Annotated in this window: 19 protein-coding genes; 7 read left to right on the forward strand and 12 right to left on the reverse strand. The window is 41.5% G+C overall.

All coding sequences use genetic code 11. The features are described 5' to 3' along the window. Positions 1 to 4 precede the first annotated feature (4 nt). Positions 5 to 979 carry a hypothetical protein gene (locus MNR06_RS12605; protein WP_243536605.1) on the forward strand — a complete coding sequence of 325 codons (975 nt, stop codon included), beginning with the start codon at positions 5 to 7 and terminating at the stop codon, positions 977 to 979. Between the two features lies 1 nt (position 980). On the opposite strand, the gene MNR06_RS12610 is transcribed toward MNR06_RS12605, so the two are convergent. The 11 genes from MNR06_RS12610 to mscL all read right to left on the reverse strand — a co-directional run bounded on the left by MNR06_RS12610 (position 981) and on the right by mscL (position 17,770). Beyond that, the gene (locus MNR06_RS12610; protein WP_243536607.1) at positions 981 to 1,976 is read right to left on the reverse strand and encodes a sugar phosphate nucleotidyltransferase; all 996 of its coding nucleotides are present in this window, start codon (positions 1,974 to 1,976) and stop codon (positions 981 to 983) included. After that, on the reverse strand, positions 1,973 to 3,007 hold the full coding sequence (locus tag MNR06_RS12615) for an aminoglycoside phosphotransferase family protein (RefSeq protein ID WP_243536609.1): 1,035 nt from the start codon (positions 3,005 to 3,007) through the stop codon (positions 1,973 to 1,975). Before MNR06_RS12615 ends, MNR06_RS12610 begins: the two co-directional genes overlap by 4 nt. A 31-nt stretch (positions 3,008 to 3,038) precedes the next feature. Further along, on the reverse strand, positions 3,039 to 3,911 hold the full coding sequence (locus MNR06_RS12620) for a hypothetical protein (RefSeq protein ID WP_243536611.1): 873 nt from the start codon (positions 3,909 to 3,911) through the stop codon (positions 3,039 to 3,041). A gap of 188 nt (positions 3,912 to 4,099) precedes the next feature. Further along, positions 4,100 to 5,656, reverse strand: coding sequence for a sigma 54-interacting transcriptional regulator (locus MNR06_RS12625; RefSeq protein ID WP_243536613.1), 1,557 nt, complete (start codon positions 5,654 to 5,656; stop codon positions 4,100 to 4,102). A 215-nt stretch (positions 5,657 to 5,871) separates the two neighbouring features. Further along, complete coding sequence (locus MNR06_RS12630) at positions 5,872 to 7,590, reverse strand: ABC transporter ATP-binding protein (protein ID WP_243536615.1); 1,719 nt, start codon at positions 7,588 to 7,590, stop codon at positions 5,872 to 5,874. A 12-nt stretch (positions 7,591 to 7,602) separates the two neighbouring features. Next, the gene (gene uvrA / locus MNR06_RS12635) at positions 7,603 to 10,557 is read right to left on the reverse strand and encodes an excinuclease ABC subunit UvrA (protein ID WP_243536617.1); all 2,955 of its coding nucleotides are present in this window, start codon (positions 10,555 to 10,557) and stop codon (positions 7,603 to 7,605) included. Then, a complete protein-coding gene (locus MNR06_RS12640; protein WP_243536619.1) occupies positions 10,554 to 13,223 on the reverse strand; it encodes a penicillin-binding protein 1A in 2,670 nt (889 codons plus the stop codon). Before MNR06_RS12640 ends, uvrA begins: the two co-directional genes overlap by 4 nt. An 82-nt stretch (positions 13,224 to 13,305) precedes the next feature. After that, on the reverse strand, positions 13,306 to 14,724 hold the full coding sequence (locus MNR06_RS12645; protein WP_243536621.1) for a coiled-coil domain-containing protein: 1,419 nt from the start codon (positions 14,722 to 14,724) through the stop codon (positions 13,306 to 13,308). A gap of 77 nt (positions 14,725 to 14,801) precedes the next feature. After that, positions 14,802 to 16,100, reverse strand: coding sequence for a hypothetical protein (locus MNR06_RS12650; RefSeq protein ID WP_243536624.1), 1,299 nt, complete (start codon positions 16,098 to 16,100; stop codon positions 14,802 to 14,804). Then, complete coding sequence (locus MNR06_RS12655) at positions 16,081 to 17,250, reverse strand: hypothetical protein (RefSeq protein ID WP_243536626.1); 1,170 nt, start codon at positions 17,248 to 17,250, stop codon at positions 16,081 to 16,083. The genes MNR06_RS12650 and MNR06_RS12655 overlap by 20 nt, the downstream gene beginning before the upstream one ends. Before the next feature lie 88 nt (positions 17,251 to 17,338). Continuing rightward, positions 17,339 to 17,770: a large conductance mechanosensitive channel protein MscL gene (mscL, locus tag MNR06_RS12660; protein ID WP_243536628.1), complete on the reverse strand. Its 432-nt coding sequence runs from the start codon at positions 17,768 to 17,770 to the stop codon at positions 17,339 to 17,341. Between the two features lie 108 nt (positions 17,771 to 17,878). On the opposite strand from mscL, the gene MNR06_RS12665 reads away from it, so the two are divergent. From MNR06_RS12665 to MNR06_RS12690, 6 genes are all read left to right on the forward strand, one after another. Beyond that, positions 17,879 to 18,139: a hypothetical protein gene (locus tag MNR06_RS12665; protein ID WP_243536630.1), complete on the forward strand. Its 261-nt coding sequence runs from the start codon at positions 17,879 to 17,881 to the stop codon at positions 18,137 to 18,139. A gap of 81 nt (positions 18,140 to 18,220) precedes the next feature. Further along, positions 18,221 to 18,883 carry a cell division ATP-binding protein FtsE gene (ftsE, locus tag MNR06_RS12670; RefSeq protein WP_243536632.1) on the forward strand — a complete coding sequence of 221 codons (663 nt, stop codon included), beginning with the start codon at positions 18,221 to 18,223 and terminating at the stop codon, positions 18,881 to 18,883. Continuing rightward, positions 18,880 to 19,776 (forward strand): cell division protein FtsX, encoded by an 897-nt coding sequence (locus MNR06_RS12675; RefSeq protein WP_243536634.1) that lies wholly within the window; start codon positions 18,880 to 18,882, stop codon positions 19,774 to 19,776. Before ftsE ends, MNR06_RS12675 begins: the two co-directional genes overlap by 4 nt. 2 nt (positions 19,777 to 19,778) lie before the next feature. Continuing rightward, entirely contained in the window at positions 19,779 to 20,894 is a 1,116-nt protein-coding gene (locus MNR06_RS12680; protein WP_243536636.1) for a murein hydrolase activator EnvC family protein, read from the forward strand. A 4-nt stretch (positions 20,895 to 20,898) separates the two neighbouring features. Continuing rightward, entirely contained in the window at positions 20,899 to 22,278 is a 1,380-nt protein-coding gene (locus MNR06_RS12685) for a S41 family peptidase (protein ID WP_243536638.1), read from the forward strand. A gap of 65 nt (positions 22,279 to 22,343) precedes the next feature. Further along, the gene (locus MNR06_RS12690; RefSeq protein WP_243536639.1) at positions 22,344 to 22,907 is read left to right on the forward strand and encodes a hypothetical protein; all 564 of its coding nucleotides are present in this window, start codon (positions 22,344 to 22,346) and stop codon (positions 22,905 to 22,907) included. A gap of 195 nt (positions 22,908 to 23,102) precedes the next feature. On the opposite strand, the gene tig is transcribed toward MNR06_RS12690, so the two are convergent. Then, complete coding sequence (gene tig, locus MNR06_RS12695) at positions 23,103 to 24,416, reverse strand: trigger factor (protein ID WP_243536641.1); 1,314 nt, start codon at positions 24,414 to 24,416, stop codon at positions 23,103 to 23,105. Between the last annotated feature and the right edge of the window lie 91 nt (positions 24,417 to 24,507).

Raw genomic sequence — 24,507 nt, forward strand, 5'->3', positions numbered from 1 at the left:
ATTTATGAAGACGATTATAAAAATAATGGTGGCATTAAGTTTTACGATGTCTTCAGCATTTTCATTTGCAGCAGATAAAGCGACAGGCGGTATTGAAGCAACGGCCAATGCAAAAAATGGCGCCGCGAACAATGCTTCAGTAAAAGATGGTGCGGATAAATCTAATAGCGCGAACAAAGGTGCGCAGCTTACTCAATACTTAACGGGTGCGATGATGTTTGCTATGGCAGCATCACAAAAGCCACCATGCAGCTCTGGAAATGGCGGATCTTGTGCCTTGATGGCGGCGTTCACAATGATGGGCGTGCTTTCAATGATGCAGGGAAAAGAGCATGGTTCTGCGGCTAAAAGCGCAGGTCTTACAAGTTCCTTAACTGACGGATTGGGTGATAATCCTTTTGATTATTCAGACGTTGATTTAACAAATCCAAATAACCCACTAAGCAAAGATCCAAGCGTTAAAGCACTTGGTAACAATATTAAGTCCTTACAAAGTGCTGGATACAACGCTAAAAAAGGAACGATCACAACTCCTGATGGTAAATCGTATAAAGCAAAAGATTTTTCTTCAGCTGCAGCGATGGCAGCAGCTGGATTGCCTCCAGGTGCAGCGATGGGTATTGCTGCTGCCTATGATGAAGCTTCAAAAAAAGCAGCCAGCAAAGTTGAAAAAATTAAATTAGGTTCAATGACTGCCACTGCGGGATTTGAAGAAGGCGGCGGCGGCGGAATGGATCGACCATCATCTGAAGGTTCTGATGAAGCTCCGGCATATGCAGCTACCGGGGGTGATTCTAGTGCCGAAAGAATTAACCTAGAGCGTGATCCTTCAAGTCTAGCGGGTATGCAAAAAGACTATAACGGTGAACCCATTGGTGTGGCTGCAGATAGTATCTTTCTGATGATGACTCGCAGATATAAAGTTAAAGAAAGCCAAGAGTCATTTTATAATGACGCTGAATTGGCTTTACAAAAATAACTTATAATAAGATTGAATCAGAAATCTCAGCACCAGCAGGCACAGATCCGTTGGTGTTCACTATGACATTTTTTAATTTAGATCCAGGACCTATAAAACTTTGCGGTCCTGCCACAAGCAAACCTTCAATCACAGCAGACTCATCAACCTTAGCACTTTCAGCGATGATATATTTCCCCGTGCCGCGTGCACGAACTTGAATTTGATCTTTACCGTATTTTTTAATTCTTGTTTCTAAGGCATCCTTTTGAAAGCAACTTTGGTGAGCCACCAAATACTCAAAACAGGTTTCAGAAGCCTCAAGAAAATCCTTTGGATTACCAGTTTCAAACCATGAACATTCAAAAGGAAAAGCTTCCACGTGTTCACCATTTTGTATGGCAGCAGTTAAAGCATCATAAAGAATATTTGAAACGCCTTCTTTAGGAAGATAATCAAAGACTCGTTCAGAAAGGATTTGCACCCCTACAAAGTGCCAACCCTTGTTGCCTCCGTTTATAGAAGCTTTCCCGAAACCGCGAACACCGTTTTTGGAATCAGCCCAAACGCCACCGAACTGAGTGCCAACACCGGCGTGATTCATCACTAAAAGTGTAGCGAGTGCGTCTGATTCAATGTGATGAGCTAACGCCTTTTCAAGAATATCAGGTTCAGCGGGCAAAATAACTTCATCAGCATTCATCATGACAAAATGTCCGCCACCTATGAAGTGCGCGCGAGCTTTACTTAAACCACCACCACTGCCAAGGATCTCGCCAACTTCATCTGAAAAAATCAAATCTTTAGCACCATGGGAAAGACTGTGGAAAAGCTCGTGGATTTTTCCTGGTAGATGAAAAGTATTAACGACCAACTTGTCTATGGGTGTCTTGCCAAGGAATGCCAATGCATGGGCCGCGAGTGGTAAAGTCAGAAATGGAATTGCTGGCTTAGGTAAAGTTAAAGTGTAGGGACGAAGGCGGGTGCCTTCCCCCGCGGCCAGCAACATCACATTCATAATGATTCGTACTTTCTTTCTAACGCCCCAGAATCAATAAGCACATCACCAAATGCCTTATACTCTGGGAATTCATTAATAGCTTTCATCACGCGACGTAAAGTTCCTGGCAGATACTTTAAATATCTGCGGTCTTCACGCAAGTGGAAGAAGCTTGCAAAACTGCCGCAAGCTTTAAAGCAACGTTGAATGGATTGCAGTTCATAAGTGCGATCGAATTGTTCACGGGAAAAATCTTTAGGCAAGTATTCCTTAGATTTATCTAAATAGTACTCAATAAGTCTGTTAGCCATCTTGTCGTTCATATCAACGTAAGAGTCTCTCATCAAGCTTACTAAGTCATATTGAATCGGTCCTAAACGTGCATCTTGAAAATCAATAACACTCATTTGATCTAACTTGATCATCAAATTGCGAGAATGGTAATCGCGGTGGGCAATGCGCTTTGGTTCTTTATCAAGGCGAGAGCAAATATCTAAAAAGATGTCGCCAATTTCTTTGTTCGCGGACTCACTAAAATTAAATTTTAAAATACCTGAAAGTAAATTGTCTTTACCGTAGTTCATTTCCCATAGGAATTTTTCTGTATCAAACTTAATTTTAAAAGCAGTGCAGTCTGACTTATCCAAGGTTGCAGGATGATGAATCTTAACTATCTCATCAATGGCCATTTGATAAAATTCAAGAGCTGGCTCCTGGCTTTGGCTTTCCCAGTATTTTCTTTCTAAAGTCAGATCGCCTAAGTCTTCAAGCAGAACAAGTCCCTCTTGCGGAGACATGGCAATTACTTGGGGGACGTGAACTCCATTTTTAGCGAAGTGATTTAAAACACTTAAGAAAGGGTAGTTGTCAGGTTGAAAAGGTTCCCAACGCATCAAAACCCAAGACTGTGCATCAAGAACAACGCGATAGTATCTTCGGTTTGAAGCATCTCCTGCCAAAGAAAAAACTTTGTAGGAATCAGATTTAAGGGAACGAGATAGAAACGGATTTAAAAATTCATCGTGAGTGACCATAAGAAAAATTCTCACAGACACTCGCGGGATTTACAAGAACTTACTGTTAGGCATCAATCGGGGAATCTTTAATAAAGAAAAGCTCAAGAACCTCTTTCAGACCTGCGGAACTTAATGGTGCACGGTCGACTTCAAAACAATTCACTGTGATTTCATCAATCATGTTGGAAGTTAAAGTCGTACTGCCAAGATCTGCTAAAGGCACTGAGGAACTTGTAATGATCAGGGGTTCATCAGCAAAAGGTTCATCGTTGATATAGTCCATCAGAAGTTCTTGTTCAGCCGCATTTAAGTTCTCGGCATTTTCAATATATATTGTCATTGCGCCAAGCTTAGCGATGTCATGGGCAGAGTGAAGTTGTCCCTTAATATCGTTAAATGGCACAAACGCCCAACGACCTGTAAGCTCGTGCAGCTGCAAGGCTACTTTTTTATTCGTATTTTCCGAACGACCCTGAAGATGAATTAAGTGCGATACTAAGTCGCTTACTAGACCTTCGTTCGGTTCTTCGGCTTCGTCTTCTTTTAAAATTTCATCAATCGAAGGCAGGGGATCTTCACCGAACAAACGAACGTTATCTAAGTTGACTTGTGCTTTGGTGATTTCAGCTAGATTGGATTCTCGTTGATCAAGGTACCATTTGTACATTGCAGGCTCTAACACCATTCTAACTAATTGAGTTACACCTTGGCGTTTCTCGGCATTGAGATCATCTGCTGCGGGAACAACTGCAGTACCTAGAATGGATCCATTCACCTTAATTGGAATGTGTAAGTCACGCCCCCGCGTATACACGTCTTCAGAACTTAATTCGGCTAAGTCCATTAATTGACGAATTTGCAAACCCTTCCCATAGCGGCTAGCTAGAATCTGCTTAAGTCTATTTACAAATGAGCTGTCTAACGTTGAGTGCTGCATATAACCACGTACCCCTTACGAAAGACTCTTCATTACAAGAGTGATGCCAAAGCCGGACGGAGTTACAATAGTCTTTTAAAATCAGATGGATAGGCTATTTTCAGGCAAAGAAAAGGGCCTTGTGATTTCCTCACAAAGCCCTCTAAATTTAGATCATTACGGTAATTTATTTAGGGTCGGTGCCGCTTTTAGCGCGCTAGTTTTCTTTTATCAAGGCCGTACTTTTCAACCTTCATGATAAGACCCGCGCGGCTGATACCCAACTCTTTAGCAAGTTTGGATTTGTTCCAACCTGTGCGGCGAAGACCCTCGCGAATCATTTCGCGCTCTAGATCTTCAAGAGCATCTTTTAACTTACCGTGCAAACGAGAACCTTGAACTTTATTTTTCTCGCCAGCTTCCAAAACTTTCGGAGAAAGCAATTCAGCCATCAACTTAGTTTCGTCACCAGAAAGTACACAAAGTCTTTCGATTTCATTTTGCAATTCACGCACGTTACCTGGCCATGGATAATCATAAAGCTTTTCTAAAGCACGCTTCATGATTTGGCGTTTTGGTCCACCTTGTTGGTCGTGGATTTTTGCCAAGAAGAAATCCACTAGGAAAGGGATATCTTCTTTTCTTTCACGAAGAGGTGGAACGCGGATGTTAATAACGTTTAAGCGATAGTACAAGTCTTCACGGAATGTACCTTGCTCAACCATTTCTTTTAAGTTTCTATTTGTTGCCGCTACGATACGAACATCTACTTTTCTAGATTCAGTCGCACCTACTGGCATGAAAGTTCCTTCTTGCAATACGCGAAGAAGCTTAACTTGCATTTGTGGTGAAGTATCACCGATTTCATCTAGGAAGAATGTACCTTTATCTGCCATCTCGAAAAGACCTTTTTTATCTTTAAGAGCGCCAGTGAAAGATCCTTTAACGTGACCGAATAATTCTGATTCCAATAAGTTGTCATTGAAGGCAGAACAGTTTTGAATCACGAAAGGTTTGTCTTTGCGGTGTGAGTTATAGTGGATCGATTTCGCGATCAACTCTTTACCTGTACCGTTTTCACCTTGTACCAGAACTGTTGAATCTGCACCCTTGATTTTATCCATCAAAGCATACAATGACTGCATTGGTTTAGATTTACCGATCATGTTGTCGTATTTAAATCTGTTACCAAGCTCTTTATTCAGTTCTTTGATTCGATCTTCACGGGAACTGATCTCTAAGTGAAGAGTCACGATTTCTTGAGCAACAAGTTCACAAAGTTCACCAAAGTGAGCGCGCTCTTGGTCATCAAGGAATTTCAATTTGCCTAGGCATTTTTCAATCACTTCGCCAGACATGCCGAAAGCAGCTAAACGCTCGCGAATTTCGGTTAAACGAGAAGTGAAGTTAGAGTCGCGGAAAAAACCCATTGCTACAACAGTACCAACGCAGTCATTTTCAATCATGATAGGGAATACACCCACATCAAACCCAACCATGTCCCATTTGCGTAAAGAGAAACGATTTTGAGATGTGCGAAGATCATCCAAAGATTTAGTTACAAGTTCAGCGATGCTTGCTTGCCCAGCTTCTTTTCTAACCAAAGCATTGATTGCTGGATTACTAAAAGTCACTTTGTCAGAGTCGTAGCCTTTTAAAGCACCACGCTCATCTGTAAAGACAACGTCAATGTTCCACCACGCGCTGAGAATCTGTTTGAGCTTGTTGATGACATGTATATGTTCAAACTCATCCCAATTAATCATAAGTCCTGTCCTTTCAGTTGACGTAAAAAAAGTGTCGATAGTTTTATCGTCAAGAAAGTAGACGAACTTTAGAAGACTGTCTAAAAAACATGCAAACCTAGACCTCACTTCTAGATTTGTGTCTCAGTCTGATTCAAAAGTTTGGTGATTTGCGTGTTATTTCAGTCTGATGGCTAAAGCCGAATGTCTAGCCAGTAGTCTTTTAGAATTCAGGTTTAGGTGTGCTGTAAACTGTGAAAACGGAAGTATTCACCTTGTTGGGAAAGCAAGTTTTGATGGCTGCCAACCTCAACAATCTGTCCGTTTTTAAGAACAACAATTTTGTCTGCCTTTTGAATTGTCGATAAACGGTGAGCGATGACTAAGGCTGTACGGCCTTCCATTAAATGATCTAGACCTTTTTGTACTTCGATCTCGCTTGCGGTGTCTAAAGCACTTGTAGCTTCATCTAAAATAAGTAGGGGTGCATCTTTAAACATGGCGCGAGCAATACTGATACGCTGCTTTTCACCACCAGAAAGAAGACTTCCACGATCGCCAACTTTACTTTCGTAGCCCTGAGGCATCTTCATAATAAAGTCGTGGGCATTAGCTAATTTGGCCATGGCCATGATTTGCGCGCGATCTCTGGTGTAGTCGCCTGCCCAGATGTTCTTTTCAATGCTGTCACTAAATAGAAAGACATCTTGGGTCACTAAAGCGACGTTGCGACGTAAATCCTTTAAGTTGATGTCTAGGATATTAACGTCATCAATTAGGATTTCCCCAGAAGTCGCATCAAAGAAGCGCTCAAGTAAATTGACGATGGTTGATTTTCCACTCCCGCTAGCGCCCACCAAGGCCACGACTTCACCGCGATTGATGGTCAGATTGATGTTTTTAAGAATCATATCCTTACCGTATGTGAAGCTCACATCGCGGTAAGTGATTTTTTTCCAGTCTTTAGGAAATGGAAGATTCTTAGGACTTTCTGGCACTTCAGAGGGATCTTCGATGATCGAAAAAATTCTTTGCGCAGAAATTACTACCTCTTGAATTCGCACATAGGCTTCCTGGAAGCGCTTAATAGGCTGATTCAACATAAGTAGTGAGGTGATAAATCCAATAAACGTACCAGGAGTCGCTTTGCCGGCTGCTACTTGATAGCTTGTATATAAAAGGGCCGTCATTACAATGGCTGTAGCAATGAACTCAGTCGCAGGTCCTGCGGCTTCTTGGCGCTTATAAATGGTCTTACGAATGCCAAGATACTTATCAGAATCGCGGGTAAGACGATCCGCCATATCTTTTTCAAGATTGAAAGACTGGATAATGCGAACCCCATCTAAACTTTCTTTGATTGTAGAGGTCATGTATTCCATAGAGTCACGCTCTTGAGGAATATATTTGCGCATGCTGCGGGAAATGTTTTTTAAAATTGCACCAACTATTGGAACCATGATCATCGTTGCTAATGTCAGCTTCCAGTCGATGTAAAAAAGATTTCCTAATAGAAAGATAAGCAAGAGTGGATGAAGAAAAATATCCGCAACGACACGCAATCCATCTTGAATTATTCGCATGTCATTTAGGATGCGGCTAATAAGACCACCGGAGCCTGCGGCATAATTATTATGAAAAGAAAGATTTAAGCGCATGAACTTTTGCTGCAGTTTCTGACGAAGACCTTGCACTACACATTCAGCCACGTAGTTCATTAGATAAATGTGGTAATAACGAGTCACCGCAGTAATCAAAGCTAAAAGCATAGCCAGGGGAACAAGCATCATGATGTCGTCATGTTTTGCTGCTGACAGGGCATCGAACAATGACTTGGTCATTAGAGCAATTCGCGCTGAAGCTAAAGCATAGATCACGCCCGTAATGGCGATGATCGTGATTGTCTTTTTATATGGTTTTAGTTCCGCTGCGAGCTTTTTAATTTCAACTAACATTTTAATTCCACGTTAAGCGCCATGACTGTCGATGTAGCGCTTTAAATACTGTCCGGTCAGACTCTTTTTGACCTTCATTACGTCTTCTGGAGAGCCTTGTGCCACGATGTTTCCGCCTTTTTTACCTGCTTCAGGGCCGAGGTCAATCACATAATCAGAACCGCGAATCACGTCTAAATTGTGTTCCACAACCACCACACTGCCGCCAGTTTCAATAAGCTTGCTTAAAACCTTCATAAGCAAGTCTACCTCGCGGAAATGAAGTCCGGTTGTAGGCTCATCTAGGATATACAAAGTCGACTTTTGCTGAACTTGGGATAGCTCTTTGGCGATTTTAAGGCGCTGAGACTCTCCACCGCTTAAAGAGTTCGCTGGTTGACCCAGTTGCAGGTAATCTAATCCCACCTCTTTAAGAACGCTTAAAGGCTTACGGATGTTCGGGTGAGCCACAAAGAAATTCATGGCTTCATTCACAGTCATCGAAAGAATCTGGTGAATATTTTTATCTTTATACTGAATTTCTAAGATCTCTGGACGGTATTTTTTACTGTCACAGACGTCACAGGGGATAACAACGTTATCCATGAACTGCATATCGATTTCTTCGTAACCGGTGCCTTTACAAGCGGGACAGCGACCACCATCGACGTTCAAGCTGAAAGTGCCTGGAGTATAACCACGGGTCTGTGCTTCAGGCGTCGTCGCCATGATCGTACGAATTGCATCAAAAGCTTTAAGGTAAGTGATCGGAGAGCTGCGTGCTGATTTACCAATCGGAGATTGATCGATAAGCAACACGTTTTTAATATGCTCGACACCTTCCAACGCGGCATATTCTTGCGCTGGCATATATTCAATATCTAAAGCTCGAGCCAAAGCTGGATAAAGAGTTTTAGAAATCAAGGTAGACTTACCTGATCCACTGACGCCGGTCACAGTTACTAACCGATTTAATGGAATCACAACATCTAGGTTTTTTAGGTTGTGGCCTTTTGCACCTTTAAGCTCAAGTTTGATCTTATAACTTTCCACATCTACAGGTCTGCTGACTCGCAAGGGTGCAAAGTTTTTGGAAGGCTTTAAGTACGGTACGGTGATGGATTTTTCGTAGTTATAGAATTTCTCTGTAGATCCTGCATAAACAACTTCACCACCAAGATAACCAGAGCCTGGGCCCATTTCGATGATGTGTTCACTAGATTTGATAACGTCATGGTCATGTTCAACAATGACAAGCGTGTTCCCAAGTTCTTTAAGGTCTTTAAGAATTGAAATCAGGCGATCATTATCGCGAGGATGTAAACCCACTGTTGGTTCATCAAGAACGTAAAGAGCTTGGGATAGTCCCATGCCCAACTGATTAGCTAAAATCAAACGCTGGTATTCACCACCAGATAAAGTTCTTGTTTCACGATTAAGTGAAAGATAATGAACCCCAACGCGCATTAAAAACTCTAAGCGGGAACGAATCTGCTTTAACACTTCGCCTGCTACTTCTTGCTGATGGGGAGTAACTTCAAGCTTTTGGAAGAACTGGCAAAGTTCTTCTACGGTCACATTTGAAAGATCATTGATGTTGGAACTATTAATTAAAACATTATTCGCTTCAGTGCGAAGTCGTGCTCCCTTACATGTAGGACATAAGAAAGGACTGCGAAAGCGAGAAATGAAGACTCGCACGTGCATCTTGTATTTGATTTGATCTAAATATTCAAACAAACCACGAACGCCGAAGAATTCTTTATCACCATTCCAAATAACATCGCGTTGGGATTTTAATAAATCCTTCCATGGTGTGTGCGTATCAATCTTCGCTTTTTTACAGTAAGCCAGAAGCTGCTTTTTTTCATGAGCTGCACTTGGCATCCAAAACGGAGACAAGGCACCTTGGGCGATACTGAGATTAGAATTTGGAACTACTTTGGCTTCATCGATATCCAAAATATTTCCAAAGCCTTTACAAGTGCCACAAGCACCGATTGGTGAATTAAAGCTAAATAGGCGAGAGGTGAGCGGTGGTGGAGTGTACCCACAAGCAGGGCACGAACTTTCTTCGCTTAACTGTAAACGTTGACCTTCTGTCGTTAGAACAGTGGCTTTTCGTGTGATGATATTCGTGTTGTACTTGATACTTGCTTCATAAGCTTGAGTCATAGAGTCGGCGATACGACCTCTTTCATCCTCATTAAAGCTCATACGATCAATAACTAAATAGAAAGTTTCTTTCGGTAAGCCTTTTTTAATCGCAGCCGCATCACCGATTTCTAAAACGGTGCCCATTTCTTCTTGAGTGATTCCACCTTTGGCTACAACTTCTGGTACAGATTCAACTAAAGGCTCTTCTTTTTTCGCAGCTTTTTTAGCTGTCTTCTTGGTGGCAGCTTTAGCCGTTGTCTTTACGACTGCTTTAGTTGGATCCACTTTCGGAACGTAGATGCGCAAGTACCCATCCTGCAAAAGCAAAGAGTGAAGTTTCTTAGCTTGAGCAACGCGGCCTTCTTCAGAAATCTCTACAAGAATGTATCCACGCTTACCGTTAAAGCTTTTTATCACTTTATCAGTGGCTTCTGTGACACTTTCTTTTTCAGTCGGTAGGTGATGAGTCGGGCAGTAGGACTTACCGATTTTTTCAAAAAGCAAACGAAGATAATCGATAATTTCGGTCGTAGTACCAACCGTTGAACGGGAACTTTTAATAGTATTTTTTTGTTCGATCGAAATTGCCGGAGGGATATTACTAATTCCTTCGATATCCGGCTTAGGTGCTTTATTTAAAAATTGTCGCGCATAGTTCGACATACTTTCAATAAAGCGGCGCTGACCTTCGGCAAAAAGAGTTTCAAAAGCCAGCGAAGACTTTCCTGAACCACTGGGACCACAAATAACCGTCATAGATCCAACGGGTATCTTGACCTCAATGTTCTTCAGATTGTTTTGTTTCACCCCCCAGAGGTGAATATCTTTCATTCAGAGAGATCCTGTTTGTAAAAGTCTGTTGTTTCTTCAGCTTTACTGGCAGCAGCTGTCGGCTCAGTTCCTTCAACGAAGGCCTGACGAACAATTTTTTTCGTCGAAGCAGAAGCAAGCTTTCCAGTTTCACTATCAATATTAGCAAAGACAATACCTTCAGGAACAGGGAAAGTCATCTGCGGAAGACCTTCATGGGCAGCTTTCATGTAATCTACCCAAATTGGTAAAGCAGCTCGACCACCGACCTCGCCTTTTCCAATACTTTTTTCTTTGTCAAAACCCACCCAGACACCTGTAGCAATTTGTGGGCTATAGCCGATGAACCATGCGTCATAGTAGTTGTTGGTCGTTCCGGTTTTCCCTGCTACTTCGCGGCCCAAAGCGCGCGCTCTGCCAGCGGTACCGCCCGGATCATCAATGACGCCTTTTAAAAGTGTCGTCATCACATAAGCAGTCGATGGACGAATAAGCTGATCAGCACTTTCAAAGAAAATACTTTGATCAATCTTCATGTGTTTTTGGTCTACGCTCTTTTGCTCTTCAACCTTCGCTGGATCTTTAATTGATTCAAGGTAAGCTTTCCGGCGCTGTTCAAATTCGTCGTTCACAGGGCGAATTTCTTTTTCAAAGCGTTGATCTAGGCTGATCGTAGAAAGTAAATCCTTTCCCGCAGCATCTTCCACTTTATGAATTAGCATCGGAGAAATTCTTTTACCTAAACGGCCGAATTCAGAGAAAACTTTTGTCATCTCATATAAAGTCACGCTGCTAGAACCTAATGCCAACGTAAAATCAGGGTTCATGGGGCTATAAATTCCAAGGCGCTTTGCATATTCCATGGCCCAAGGAACACCCACGTCCTCGATGATTTTCACCGTTGGAATGTTCAATGATTTAATCAAGGCATTGCGGAATAAGATATCTCCACCAAAGCTCTTAGAGTGATTTGCTGGCTTCCAAACTTTTGGGTCACCTTGGCCTTCAGCATCGTCAGCGTTTCCACCCTCTTCATAAACGATTGGAGCGTCCATAATAGGAGTTGCTGGTGAATAGCCTTTTTCTAAAGCTGAAGCATACACAATGGCTTTAAATGAAGAGCCTGTTTGACGGGGAGCTTGAATCGCGCGGTTGAACTCACTTTTCGCAAAGTTTGATCCGCCCACCATGGCAACAACGTCTTGGGTTTGTTGATCAAAAGAAATTAAAGCACCTTCAACCAACGGTTCCTGATCAAGTTCCAGGGCAAGATGTTTTTGGAAGTCAGGCAATCCTTCAAATTTCTTTTTAGAGTTCTGCAAACGAGTTGAAGCAAAAGTGTCAGCAACAACTTTTACCAAAATCACGTCGCCTTTTTTTAAAGCTTCAGATGGTTTTTTAATAACTGCAAAATCATACCGCGTTTCAGTGTCAGGCTTTCTTGCCCAGGTCATAGTTTCAATATCAATAAGACCTTTTGTTTCAGGCAAAGTAACATGAACTAATCCCAGAGTATCATCTACTTTTTCAACCACACCTTGAACTGTGTCTTTAAGTTTGATGTACGGAGGAAGTAAAGGATGCTCTTTTAAAGTCTTCGCATCTTTTTGCGGAACGATTTCAGCGAATTTACCATCAGGCAAAATGGTTCTCTCTGACGTGAATTCGGAAATCAATTTTTTGCGATTTTCTTTTAAGAACTCTTCAACATCATCAAAGTCAGTTAAGTTTTTAAGTGGACCGCGGTATCCCTGGCGTTTATCCAAAGATTTTAAACCTGCTAGCACAGATTCTTGCGCTGCCAACTGTTTTTTAAGATCAAGGCTTGTGTGAATCTTTAAGCCTTTATCTAAGACCATGTCTTCGCCCAACTGTTCAACCAGCAACTGACGAACAGTTTCTAAGAAGAACGGCGCGTACTCTTCATAATTTTCACGAACATAAACTTTAACCGGTTCTTGAATGGCTTTTTCCGCTTCGTCTTTTGTGATTGAACCAACTTCAGCCATGCGGCGAAGAACGTAGATCTGACGTTCTTTAGCGCGAAGCGGATTTGAAACAGGGCTATAACGGCTTGGCGCTTGCGGAAGACCTGCAAGGATCGCCATTTCCGGAATGGTTAGCTGATTCACTGTTTTGTGATAGTAAGTTTGGGCCGCTTGCTCGACACCATAGGCCCCTTGCCCGAAGTAAATTTGATTTAAGTAAAGAAACAAAATGTCTTCTTTACTTAAGTTTTTTTCCATTTCAATCGCAAGCAAGATGTCGCGGACTTTACGGGTCAGCGTTTTTTCAGAAGATAAAAGCAAGGTCTTAGCAACCTGCTGCGTGATCGTCGATCCCCCTTGAACAGAACGGCCGGCACGCAAGTTTGCTAACGTAGCACGCATGATGGCCTGAAGATTAATGCCTTTATGTTCAAAGAACTGGTCGTCTTCGGCAGCCAAAAAAGCATTTACTAGATTTTTTGGAATCTTATCGTAAGGGACAAGAGTTCTACGTTCGCGAAAGAATTCACCAATTTTTTTACCATGACGATCATAGACTGAGCTTACTAAAAGCGGTTCATAGTCTTTAACAGTAATTAATTGAGGAAGACCAGCTTGAACAGACTTTACAATTAGATAAACGGACAGGATGCCAATAAGGCCGAGGGCGACAATAAACAGGGCGATTTTTTTAAACACTTCGGGGGCTCCTTTAGGAAGGCCCCCAGTGTAGCAGTGACAAAGATGAGGGTCTAGGGACACTGGTCCGAAGACTGGGTGCTTATCTTACTCCGCTTCCCAATTTATCTGAAGCAGCTTTAGCATCTTTTTGAACTTGAGGACATTCACTAATCGTTTTTAGATTATCAATTATGTTAATTTGAGCGTCTAATCTCGGACCGATATCACTAATCGCGTGCTCAGTTCCTCTTTTTGGAGCCGGACCCATAGCTGCTAGACTTTGATTTAGACGGTTGAGCTTGTTCTGTAAGCTTTGACCCTTTGCTGCCAACGTTTTTTGAGTCTCTAGTAAATTCTGATATGCTGACTGCATCTGTGTTTGTGTTCTCGTTCCAAGATCGATCACAGCCTGAACTGCGTCGCTTTTTTCTTTGAGTGATGCTTGTTTCATTTCATCAAGCTGTGATGAAGCCAAGTTTAAACTGTTCTGGATTTCATCAACGTCATCTCTAGAATCCGCCATTTGTTTTTGAAGTTCCATCTGAGCCTGGCGAGTGCTAGACATTAACTCTTTACGAGCCTCATCAAACGTTTTCAAGCAGTTTTCCCATACGCTTACTAAGTTCTTTTTGTTAGTAGTAGCTTGGCGCATGTAATTCGACCGTGAAGTTGCCTGCGCTGCTTGCTGATTTGCTCTTTCGGTGGCAACAGCCTTCGCGCAATCACGTTGGGCTTTAGACTCAGAAATTAACAATAACTCTTTAGCTTTCGTTTGTTGAGTCTTTGTCATTTCCCCTTGAAGGCGCAGAATTTCTGAACCTTTCTTGCGCATTTCGTCTTTAGCTTGATTTTGCGAAGCATGGAATTCTGCTACTCTTTCACGCTCTTTTTCATCAATTTCTAAAGAATGCTTTTTGTAGTCTTCTTGAGCTTTTGAAAGTGCTTCCTGAAGTTCATTCATTTCTTTTTTATATTCTTTTTCTGCTTTAGCCTTTTCATCGTTTAGATCAGCCAATTCCTTTTCTGTCTCGGCAATATCTCTTTCGATATCTTTTTTCTCAGTATAGTAGTCTCGGCCATTTAATTGAGGGCATTGTTTGCCTGAATCTACACTACCCGGAGGTAATCCTAAAATAGTACCGACTGTGTCGAATGGATTAAATTCAGTTCCCGATGATGCTTCTTCACCGCATTCTATCGCTTTGGTAGTGCAAGATTCCTGACTTGAATATCCTGATTTAGAGCAAAGGTTACCAATTTCCTTCGTTGCTTCAGCTAATTTTTCACCATGAGACTTACAAGTGGCAGCAAGATCACGTTTTTCGCGCTCTTCTCTGTCCTTTTTATCTTTGTCTTCCCAATACTTTCTATCAGCATCAGACATGCCTGGTCTGTCTCTGCGGTCAGAGCTTTCTTCACCGAATGCAGGCAAAGTATAGGAGCAGAAGATTACTGCCATGGCTGAGTTGATAAAGATTTTGACAACTGATTGGTTCTTTTTGCCTGAAATCTTATTCATTTGAATTCCCTCCCGATGAAAACTAATGGTGCAATACCAGTACCAATTATCGGCAGGTTGGCTAAAAAGTTTACGTCTCAAAATGATTCAAAATCTTCGGGCGGTTCAAAATCTGATGTCAACGGGGCTATTTCCTCTGCGCCGTCTTTAGTTCTTTTATTTAGATACTCCCCTGGTTTAAACGGTAGTGGGGAGGGATCATTCAACTTACTTTCCGCATTTGGAGCCATGGCGAGCCTGTGGAACCTCCCCCAGTCACTGAGCCAGTAGCTATTCATTAAAATGCTGATTAATGAATAGTGGGTATCTTCATTTTCAAAAAGAATATTGAACTGATAGAACGAACCAGACGTGTACTTTACAGTCTTAACCGTTTGGTATGAACCATTATCCCTTCCTCTTATCATTTCGAATGGAGGAGATAGAATCCTATTTTCCTTCAAAAACTCATCAGCTCCTTTTTCGCGCGCCACAGAAATGTGCCCTGCACAATAGCTAAGATCTTCTTTTAGAGCTTCCAGCTCGCTGGAATGTTCACAGAAGGATGGATTAATTGCGTAATTTTCTTTCGAGTTAGCTACCTTATATAGGAGTCCAGGAGCTAAATATACGTTGAGGTAGTTCATCTTATAGTAAAGTGATTTTAACAGCGAATGTCTGCTTAAGTAACTTATGAACTCCGGCGTATTATATAAATTTTTAAAGCCTTTAAACAATGCAACTTCATACAAAACATTTACTTCATGCGCGTTGAGAGAATCTTTGCATACTAAATTTTTAATTATTTTTTCAAAATTTTTGCCGGTTAAGTTTTGCAAAATAGTTTGAGATTCAAAAAGATAGCAGGGCATTTTTGATTGATTTATTAGAGCTTCTGGCGAGTGAGTATTCGACTCATAAAAGAGTCGAACTTTTTCTCTGATTTTAGCTAAATAGTATTTTTCTGAGACATTTATTCTGAATTCTAGCTTATCAGGATCCCAGTCAAAATTTAGATGCACTCTTTGGACATTATAGTTGAACGAATTTCTGCGGAAGGTTTCCTCATATCCTCCCAATGAAAATAAATCGATATTTCTCTTTATAAGCTCTTGCGTAATTTCCAAAAAATTATTTTTTAGTGCAATACCCATTGGGGTATTTTCATGACCCTCAAAGGAAAGGTCGGCGGGAGTGGCGCTCTCGAGAGCACCTTTTAATGCTTCAATATTATTTTTCTCAATAGCAATGAGTATAGATTTTTGTAACGACGTTAATGGTGCCTTTATAATGATATTAGGTTTTTTAACGGCTTTTTCTTCCGGATTTGAAAAAGTACAAGCCGACAAGACAGCCAATATAAAAAAGATGATGATTTTAGTTTGAGCTTTGTTCACTTAAAGGCTCCGGATCTTGTAGTTCCAACTCTTTGCCACATAGCTCCTGACTTAGGATCTTGGTGGCTGTATACTTTCTTCTTCTTAAAAGGGCATCGTGAACCCTTTCAAATCGATCTTTCTGTATTTCAGAGTAAGGTGAGACGAAGTTGTAAAATATTTTTTTGATTGAAGAAATGCATTCTCTCGGGCCGCAACCCTCACTGAAATCATTTTGTAATTCTTTACTCAAATCAGTCCAAATTTGCAGCTGCTCAGAAGAATCAATGCATGGCGATTTTAGTTTTACTAAGCTTTGGGCGGGAATGATTCTAAAGTTTCTGTCTGAAAAGTCCTTTCTATCTAAAAGCATATCCAATGCTTCATCAGTTGAGACTGTCAAATTAGGAACTTTTATACTGATACTTACACTTTTTCGAGTTCCTACTAATGTTTTTAAGAATAGAAGAAATTTCGAGGATTGAAAATTCATTCTAAATTGATTTACAAATTCCTGGGTCATCCATTCAGAAATTAAACTTTCCGGAAAGCTCTCCAAATAGTTTTTGCATTCGGTTTGGCTCAAAGTAGAGATTATAACTTCATCAACATCTTTTTTGGTTACTGGCTCAAAATTATCTGGATGTATATCGTATCGGTAACGCATTAAAAAATTAGTGAATTGCTTGCAACCAAACTCTGCAAGATCGGCCTTAATAATTTCAGACTGAATATTCTGCCTATTCTGCAAAATTGACATAAAGACGTCTTGGTGGGCGCCCACTAAAAGTTGTTTTAGTTGGGAGTTTGCATCTAAGATTTCTGTAGAATTGCGATTTATGTGAAAAGGATTTACACCTTTTTCAAACATAAGATATTTGATTACTTCGCTTTTACGCCATCGGATAGCGACATCCAAAAGTGTTTCGTTGGCGGTCTTGGCTTCCTTTTCATATTTATTGAAATTAAATGCCAAATTTCTAACGATTTCACTTTCTTCGCCTTGATCAAAAACTTCCTCTAATGGTGCAAGCGGATGAACCATATGTTCCATTGTCTTATCGGGAACATCATGGCTTAATTTCTTTCCGTCTTTCCTAAAAGAACACCCCACTGCAAACACTGCAAGCAATAGGATGATTAAAATAGAAAAGTTGAATTGATTTTTCACCTGCAAGATTTAATGCAAGTGCCGATCCAGTTTCATTCAGATTGTAATTAAGAAGACTGTCTAAAAAATAATCACTGGCGCAGAATTGTTACCCCAAAGCAGACGTACAATAAGCGCACTTTCTTGCCCCTATCGGGACATTCGATAAACACTCAGGGCAAAGTTTGGTATTCGGTGCTGCCGGCACCTCTTCTTTTTTCAAACGATTGGCCGTGCGTACGATTAAGAAAACAGCAAACGCGACAATCAAAAAATCAATAACGAAGTTGGTGAAAATACCAAAGTTAAGAGTGGCAGCTCCCGCTTTCTTGGCTTCCTCTAAGGTTGCGTAAGTCTTTCCATCTAAAGAAACAAAGATGTTTGAAAAGTCGACCTTTCCCATTCCTAAACTCAGAACTGGCATTAGGATATCTGAAACGAATGAAGAAACGATTTTGCCAAAAGCAGCTCCGATAATAATACCCACCGCAAGATCTAAAACATTTCCCTTCATAATGAAGGCTTTGAATTCTTTAAACATGTTTGCTGTCCCTTCGGTTTTAAATTAACGGGCTTCGTTAATGTGATCATATAAAAAAAAATTTGATGAGATAAACCAGAATCTCTGATAACTTTTTTGCCGAGGTTTGTGAAAGTGCAAAAAGGTTTTAATTCAGACATCACAGTGCGCGGACAAAAGTATCATGTGCAAACAGAAGACTGGGGATTGCAGAATCCATTTTTAGTCAGTCGTATTTTCTGCAATGGTGCTGTGATGAAAACTATCAAAACACCCTACGATACTGTTTTGCGCCTTGGTTCGACGCAATCGGAAGAAGCTATAAAATTGGCTTTACGCCGTCAGCATTCGACAATCATCGACACATTGATGGCTGGCGGAACTCCTTAATAGCAAAATTCCTTTAATATTTTATAAAACCTCGACTTCAGGCGAGTATTCATCCTGCATCGTCTTCCCTAAGATAAAGGGATGATCGAATTCTCTCACGTCTATAAAACATATCCCGGCCCGGTTCATGCTCTAAAAAATGTAGATCTGCGCATTGATCAAGGCGAATTCGTTTTCTTAACTGGTCCGAGTGGTGCAGGGAAAACGACTTTATTCAAAATGATTTCAGCCTATGACACTGCCACCTCGGGTGATGTCAAAGTAGCTGGGTATGATTTGTTATCAATACGAAATTCCCAGATTCCATTCTTTCGCAGAAAAATCGGCGTAGTCTTTCAAGATTTTAAACTCTTAAAAGATAAAACGATTTTTGAAAACGTCGCTTTACCGTTGCAAATACGCGGGGATAAAAATCCTGCCATTCATCGCCGTGTTCACGAGGTTTTAGAACAAGTGGGTCTTGGTCATAAGCACGATCAGTATCCAGAATTTATTTCTGGTGGTGAACAACAAAGAACGGCGATCGCAAGAGCTATTATTCACCAACCTGGTGTTTTGATCGCCGATGAGCCGACGGGAAATTTAGATCCGCGTCTTAGCGAAGAGATCATGGATTTGTTAGAGCGTGTGTGCGCGCAAGGAACAACGGTCTTTGTTGCGACCCATGATCATGAGATGGTGAAAAGAAGAAACAAAAGAACCCTGACCTTGCGAGATGGAATCATCACGGGAGATACCAAATGATGAAAGCTCCGCAAAAGAATTGGGCTCTTAAAGTATCAACCTTAATTGTGGTCACTGCGTGTTTTGTAGTTATGGGCTCAGGCCTTCTTATTTCCCAAAACTTTAAAAACATCCTGACCCAATGGGGTGAAGATGTTCAGATGACTGTTTATCTTGCAAATGACCTTAATGAATCAGAGCTGAAAGCTATTGAAAGCAGTATCAAGGCGTCTGATGAAGTCGGACAGGTCACCTTTGTAAATCAGGATAAGGCTCTGGGTGATTTTCGCGCCCAACTTGCTAGCTATGCTCCGGATATGGCAAAAGACGATGAACTATTGCACCTGATTCCTGCAAGCATGGAAATCAAAATTTCCGATAATGTCAGCGCTGCGAACCAAGGCCATACACTTAAAAACCTAGCTGAAAAATTTCGCAAAATCGATGGCGTTGATGAAGTCAGCTATGGTCAAGAATGGGTAGAAAAGTACGCTAAACTCGTTTCAGCCATCGAAGCCACTATGAGCAGTCTTGGTTTCATTATTCTTATGGCGTCGTTATTTGTTATCGCCAACGTGATCCGCGCCTCGATTGCCAATCGCAAAGAAGAAATCGTCGTACTTGAAATGATCGGTGCGACAACTTCGATGGTACGCAAGCCATTCTTAATTGAAGGTGCGACATTGGGTTTCACATCATCCATTTTGGCCATCATCCTTTGTTTTGGTCTTTATTCAGGAATTAGGACTTTGCTCGTTACAAAACTTAGCTTTTTTCAACTGGGCGAGCACCTTTCATTTATCAGTCCTATGTCAGTTGTATTCTTTATTGTTGGCGGGACTTGCCTAGGGGCCTTCTCATCGTATCTATGTATTCGCCGACTTAATGACGGGTACGCAGGAAGCCAGGGGTAGAATTGCTACAGAAGAATCTTGTTATCATTTTAACGCTCTTTTTCAGCATAGGGGCCTTTGCGGCTAAACCTGCTGATGTGGATTCGTTGTCACAAGATTTTGCTGCCACTAAAAAGAAATTAGAAGCCGCCGAAGTAAAACAACGCCAAGTTCTTTCTGCCCTTTTTCAAATAAATAAAAAAATTAAAAAGATCGTTCGTGAAAAAGGGGAGTTATCCCAACAGCGTGCCTTTTTAGAAATGAATGTTAGAAACCTTTCACAAAAAGTAGAGGATCTGGATTCGCGTTCTAAGTCCCAAAGGACTCTACTGGCGGAACGTCTAAGAGCTATATATAAGCTGGGCGGACCTTCGATGGCGCGCTTTCTGTTTTCTTCTAACAATTCGTCATCTTTAGAACGCAATTTAAAAATTTTAGGAATAGTGGCTAGCCGGGATTTAGATTTAATCAAAAACTATTCTCGCGACTTAAAGGATCTGCAGGTCAAACGAAACGCCTTGGCAAGCCGGCTTGAAAACCTAAAAAACATTGAAGTTAAGATCCTTGCCCAAGAAAAGGACCTGATTAAAGAACAAGAGCTCAAAGGTACGGTCCTGGACTCAATCCGTAAAAGTAAATACTTCGCGCAAAACAAGATGAACGGCATTCGCGAAAAATCTTTGCATCTTAATATCGAAGACGCAGGAGTATTTGATTTGTTATATAAGGCATCGTTTGCTGATCAAAAAGGCAACTTGCCATTACCAATCTATGGGGTAGTTACAAAGAAGTTCGGGCTTATTAAAGGTGAAGATCATCCTTACAGTTTAAGTCATAAAGGAATTTATATTTCTGCTGCTAAGGGGACGCCGGTTAAATCGATCTTCGAAGGGCAAGTATCTTTTGTGGGCGAAGTTCCTGGATTCGGTACGACTTTGATTGTCGATCACGGCGATCACTACTATACTGTTTATTCCCATGCACAAGATGTGCAGGTGGCTGTCGGCGAAGAGATAAAAGAATCTCAAGTTCTTGCCCAAGTTGGCGAAGCTCCGCAAGAAAGCAACCCGGGATTATATTTTGAAATTAGACATTTTTCTGAACCCTACGACCCGCAACAGTGGATGAAAGGACTCTAACACTATGCAATCACTTAAACGTTACTGGAAAACCTACATCTTAGGGGGCATCCTTCTAGTAACTCTTTTCATCATGGCTGAAACGGGCTTTCAAGTTCGCGCATTCGCACAAGAGCGTTACGCTGATTTACAAAACTTCAGCAAAGTACTTAACTTGATCCAGCAATATTATGTCGAAGAAGTTAACACTAAAAAACTTGTCTACGGTGCAATCAAAGGCATGCTTCGTGAATTAGATCCGCACACGAACTTTATGCCACCAGATATCTTCAAAGATTTTGAAACTGAAACAAGTGGCGAGTTCGGCGGACTGGGTATTGAGATCTCTATTCAAAATGGCGTTCTAACAATTATTTCGCCGATCGAAGATGCTCCAGCGTGGGAAGCTGGCATCAAAGCCGGTGATAAAGTTATTGCAGTGGATGGCAATTCAACAAAAGGTGTGAGCTTAGTTGAAGCATCCCAACTGATGCGTGGTAAACGTGGCAGCAAAGTTATTCTTAGAGTTGTGCGTGAAGGCGAAGAAAAGCCTCGCGACATCACAGTGGTTCGTGGCAGCGTAAAAATTAAATCAGTTAAATACACTGACATCGGTGATGGTTTTGCTTATGTTAAAATCACAAGCTTCATCGAAAACACTGCTAAAGATCTGCAAAAAGTTATCGAAAAACATCAAAAAGAACACGACGGAAAAATCTCTGGCTTGTTAATTGATATGCGCCGCAACCCTGGTGGACTTCTAGACCAAGCTATCAAAGTGAGCGACATGTTCCTAAAAGATGGAACGATCGTCAGCACGATTGGCAGAAATCAAAATGATAAAGAAGTGGCTGTAGCAACTAAACGCGGTCAATATACAAATTTCCCTATTGTTATCTTAGTAAACGAATATACAGCTAGTGCCAGTGAAATCGTGTCAGGCGCCCTTCAAGATAACAAACGCGCATTGATCGTGGGGCAGCGCACTTTCGGTAAGGGCTCTGTTCAGTCAGTTATTAAGTTAGGTGATGGCAGCGGCTTGAAACTCACAGTGGCACGTTATTACACCCCAAGCGGAGTTTCTATCCAAGCAGAAGGAATTCATCCTGATATCGAAATCGATGAAGTAGATCCAGAGGCATTTTCTAAAGCAGTTGTGAAATCACAATCCACGCGCGAAGGTGATATCGCAGGGCACTTAAAAGGTGACAAAGAAAAAGCACTTGAAAAACTTGATGCAAAACAAGGTGAAGAAGAAGGTGCATTGGCATGGTGGAAAGAAGTTGGATCTAAGAAAGACGAGAAACTCTCTCCTCGTGAAAAGCTCTTCAAGACTGATTATCAGGCGTATCAGGCATTCAGTTATTTGAAGGCTTGGGAGACCCTCAAGGCTTTGACGCGCTAGTTATTGATCTTGGAATTTAGTGGCCCTACTCTAGCCGCACACAAGACGGGCAGAGGGGGCCTTTCATGTTAAAAACACTACTTTTTGTTTTTGCGTTTAGTTCTTTTGCGCACGCCCAGTATGTTGGCTTCGCAAAAGGCAATCAGCTCTCTGCAACTCCAGTTCAAGGAAGAGTCCACGTTGTTTGCAACGGTTTTAACGGAACCGGCGCTGCTTTGTATTCCTGCCATGACGTAATTTTGAACCCCGCAGCCTATGATCATTTCATCGGCCCTAAAGACAGCCGTGCTGATGGCGTTATTCTAATTGTTAAACATGAAGACGGCTCTGTACGCGATCGCGCTTCTTCGTATGATGGTGTGCGCGGAAAAAGCCATGATGCTTTCAACTTGTGGATTTCAACTCTTTTCCAAAAACCCATTTTGGAAGCAGGGGTAAACACCGTTCAATATCGTATTTTCTCTGGCAAAATCTTGCTTACTGAAGGTCGCTTTCAAGCGGTCGTGACAAGAGGAGCGGCGCGCACCTGTCCGAACGCTCAATACAACTCGACAGACAACAACGACTGCAACAGCCAATACTCAATTTGTCAGCGATACTTCGAAGAATACAACAACTGCCACCCGTAGCGATGAAAAAGGGCAAGCTGACTGCGTTGTCGGGGTTTGTCCTCGCTCCGACGTAGCTCTGCTACGCCTGCGCTGTGGGAAACCCCTCCGCCTTGCATCTTGCCCTTTTTGATCGCTACTAGAGTTCTCGTTTTGGAAATAAAAAAAGGCTCCCTTTTGAGGAGCCTTTTTTGTTTTTGAATTTAATCGATCGAATTAGTTAGCTTCGTCTTTTAAAGAACCAGCTGGAACTTCTTTGATTTTTACTGACTTGTTCAACAACGCGATCACTTTTTCTTCTGTGATCATGTAAGTCAAACGGCTAGCTTGCTCTGGACGACCGTAGAATTCACGGATGCGTGATTCTTCAATACCAGTTTGTTGAGCGTACTCTGCAAATTTCGCATCAAGATCTTCTTTCTTAGCGAATAGATCGTGTTTTTTAGCGATCGCATCCACTAGGAAAGATGATTGGATCATTTCAGCGGCAGTTTTTTCGAAATCGCTGTCCCATTTATCAAGGTAAGAAGCGAAATCGTTTGGACCCATGCCTTGTTCAGTCATGCGTTTTTTGAAGTCTTCAACCAATGAAGCTTTTTGTTCTTTCATCAAAGAAGGTGGAACTTCAACTGGGTTTTCTTTTACCAACGCTTTAAGAAGGCGGTTTTTGAAAGCATCTTCGATGCGTTTAGTTTCAGTTTGCGATAAATCTTCTTCGATAGATTTTTTCAAAGCATCAAGGTCTTTTGGACCGCCCAAAGTAGCGATGAATTCATCGTTTAGCTCTGGCAATACTTTTGCTTTGATTTCTTTCAAAGTAACTTTGAAGTCTACTGGTTTACCAGCAAGGTCAGCAGAGTGGTATGGATCTGGGAATTTCAAAGAAAGAGTTTTTGTATCGCCAGCTTTCATACCAACGATGCCATCTTCAAAACCTTCGATGAATTGTTTTGCACCAAGCTCTAGATGGTGATCAGTGCCTGAACCGTTTTCAAGAGGTTTACCGTCGATGAATCCTTCAAAATCAACAACAGCAACATCGCCCAATTTCGCTGCGCGAGCTTCAGTCACAGTTTCAAAAGTAGCACGTGAAGCGCGGATGTTTTCCAACACTTGCTCTACTTTTTTAGCGTCGAATTCAAACTTCTCTTTTTCAACTTCAAGACCTTCGTATTTCTTCAAGTTGATTTCTGGACGAACATCAAATGCTGCAGAGAAAGAAAAATCTTTGTTTTCTGTCGGGTCAGCAAATTCAAATTCTGGGTAGCTGATAGGCTCAAGTTTGTGTTCAGTTAAAGCTTCAGCGTAGTGTTTTTGGATCAAATCTTGAACAACGTCTTGTTTTACACGGTCGCCGTACAAGCTTTTAACAGTAGCCAAAGGCGCTTTACCTTTACGGAAGCCTTTGATTGTTACGTCTTTTTGAATACCAGTGAAGATTTTTTGGAAAGCAGATTGTACAGCTGCTGCAGGAATCTCAACATTCAGTTTGCGGGAAAGATTAGAGACTTTTTCTACATTCGATTTCATGTCTTTTTCTCCTAAATTAAAAGCCGCTGGATAGTAGAGTAGGCCCTGCTTTAAGGCAAACTCATCGCACCGCGTAATGCCTATATTTCAG

It is taken from the genome of Bdellovibrio reynosensis (assembly GCF_022814725.1).
Taxonomy (GTDB): domain Bacteria; phylum Bdellovibrionota; class Bdellovibrionia; order Bdellovibrionales; family Bdellovibrionaceae; genus Bdellovibrio; species Bdellovibrio reynosensis.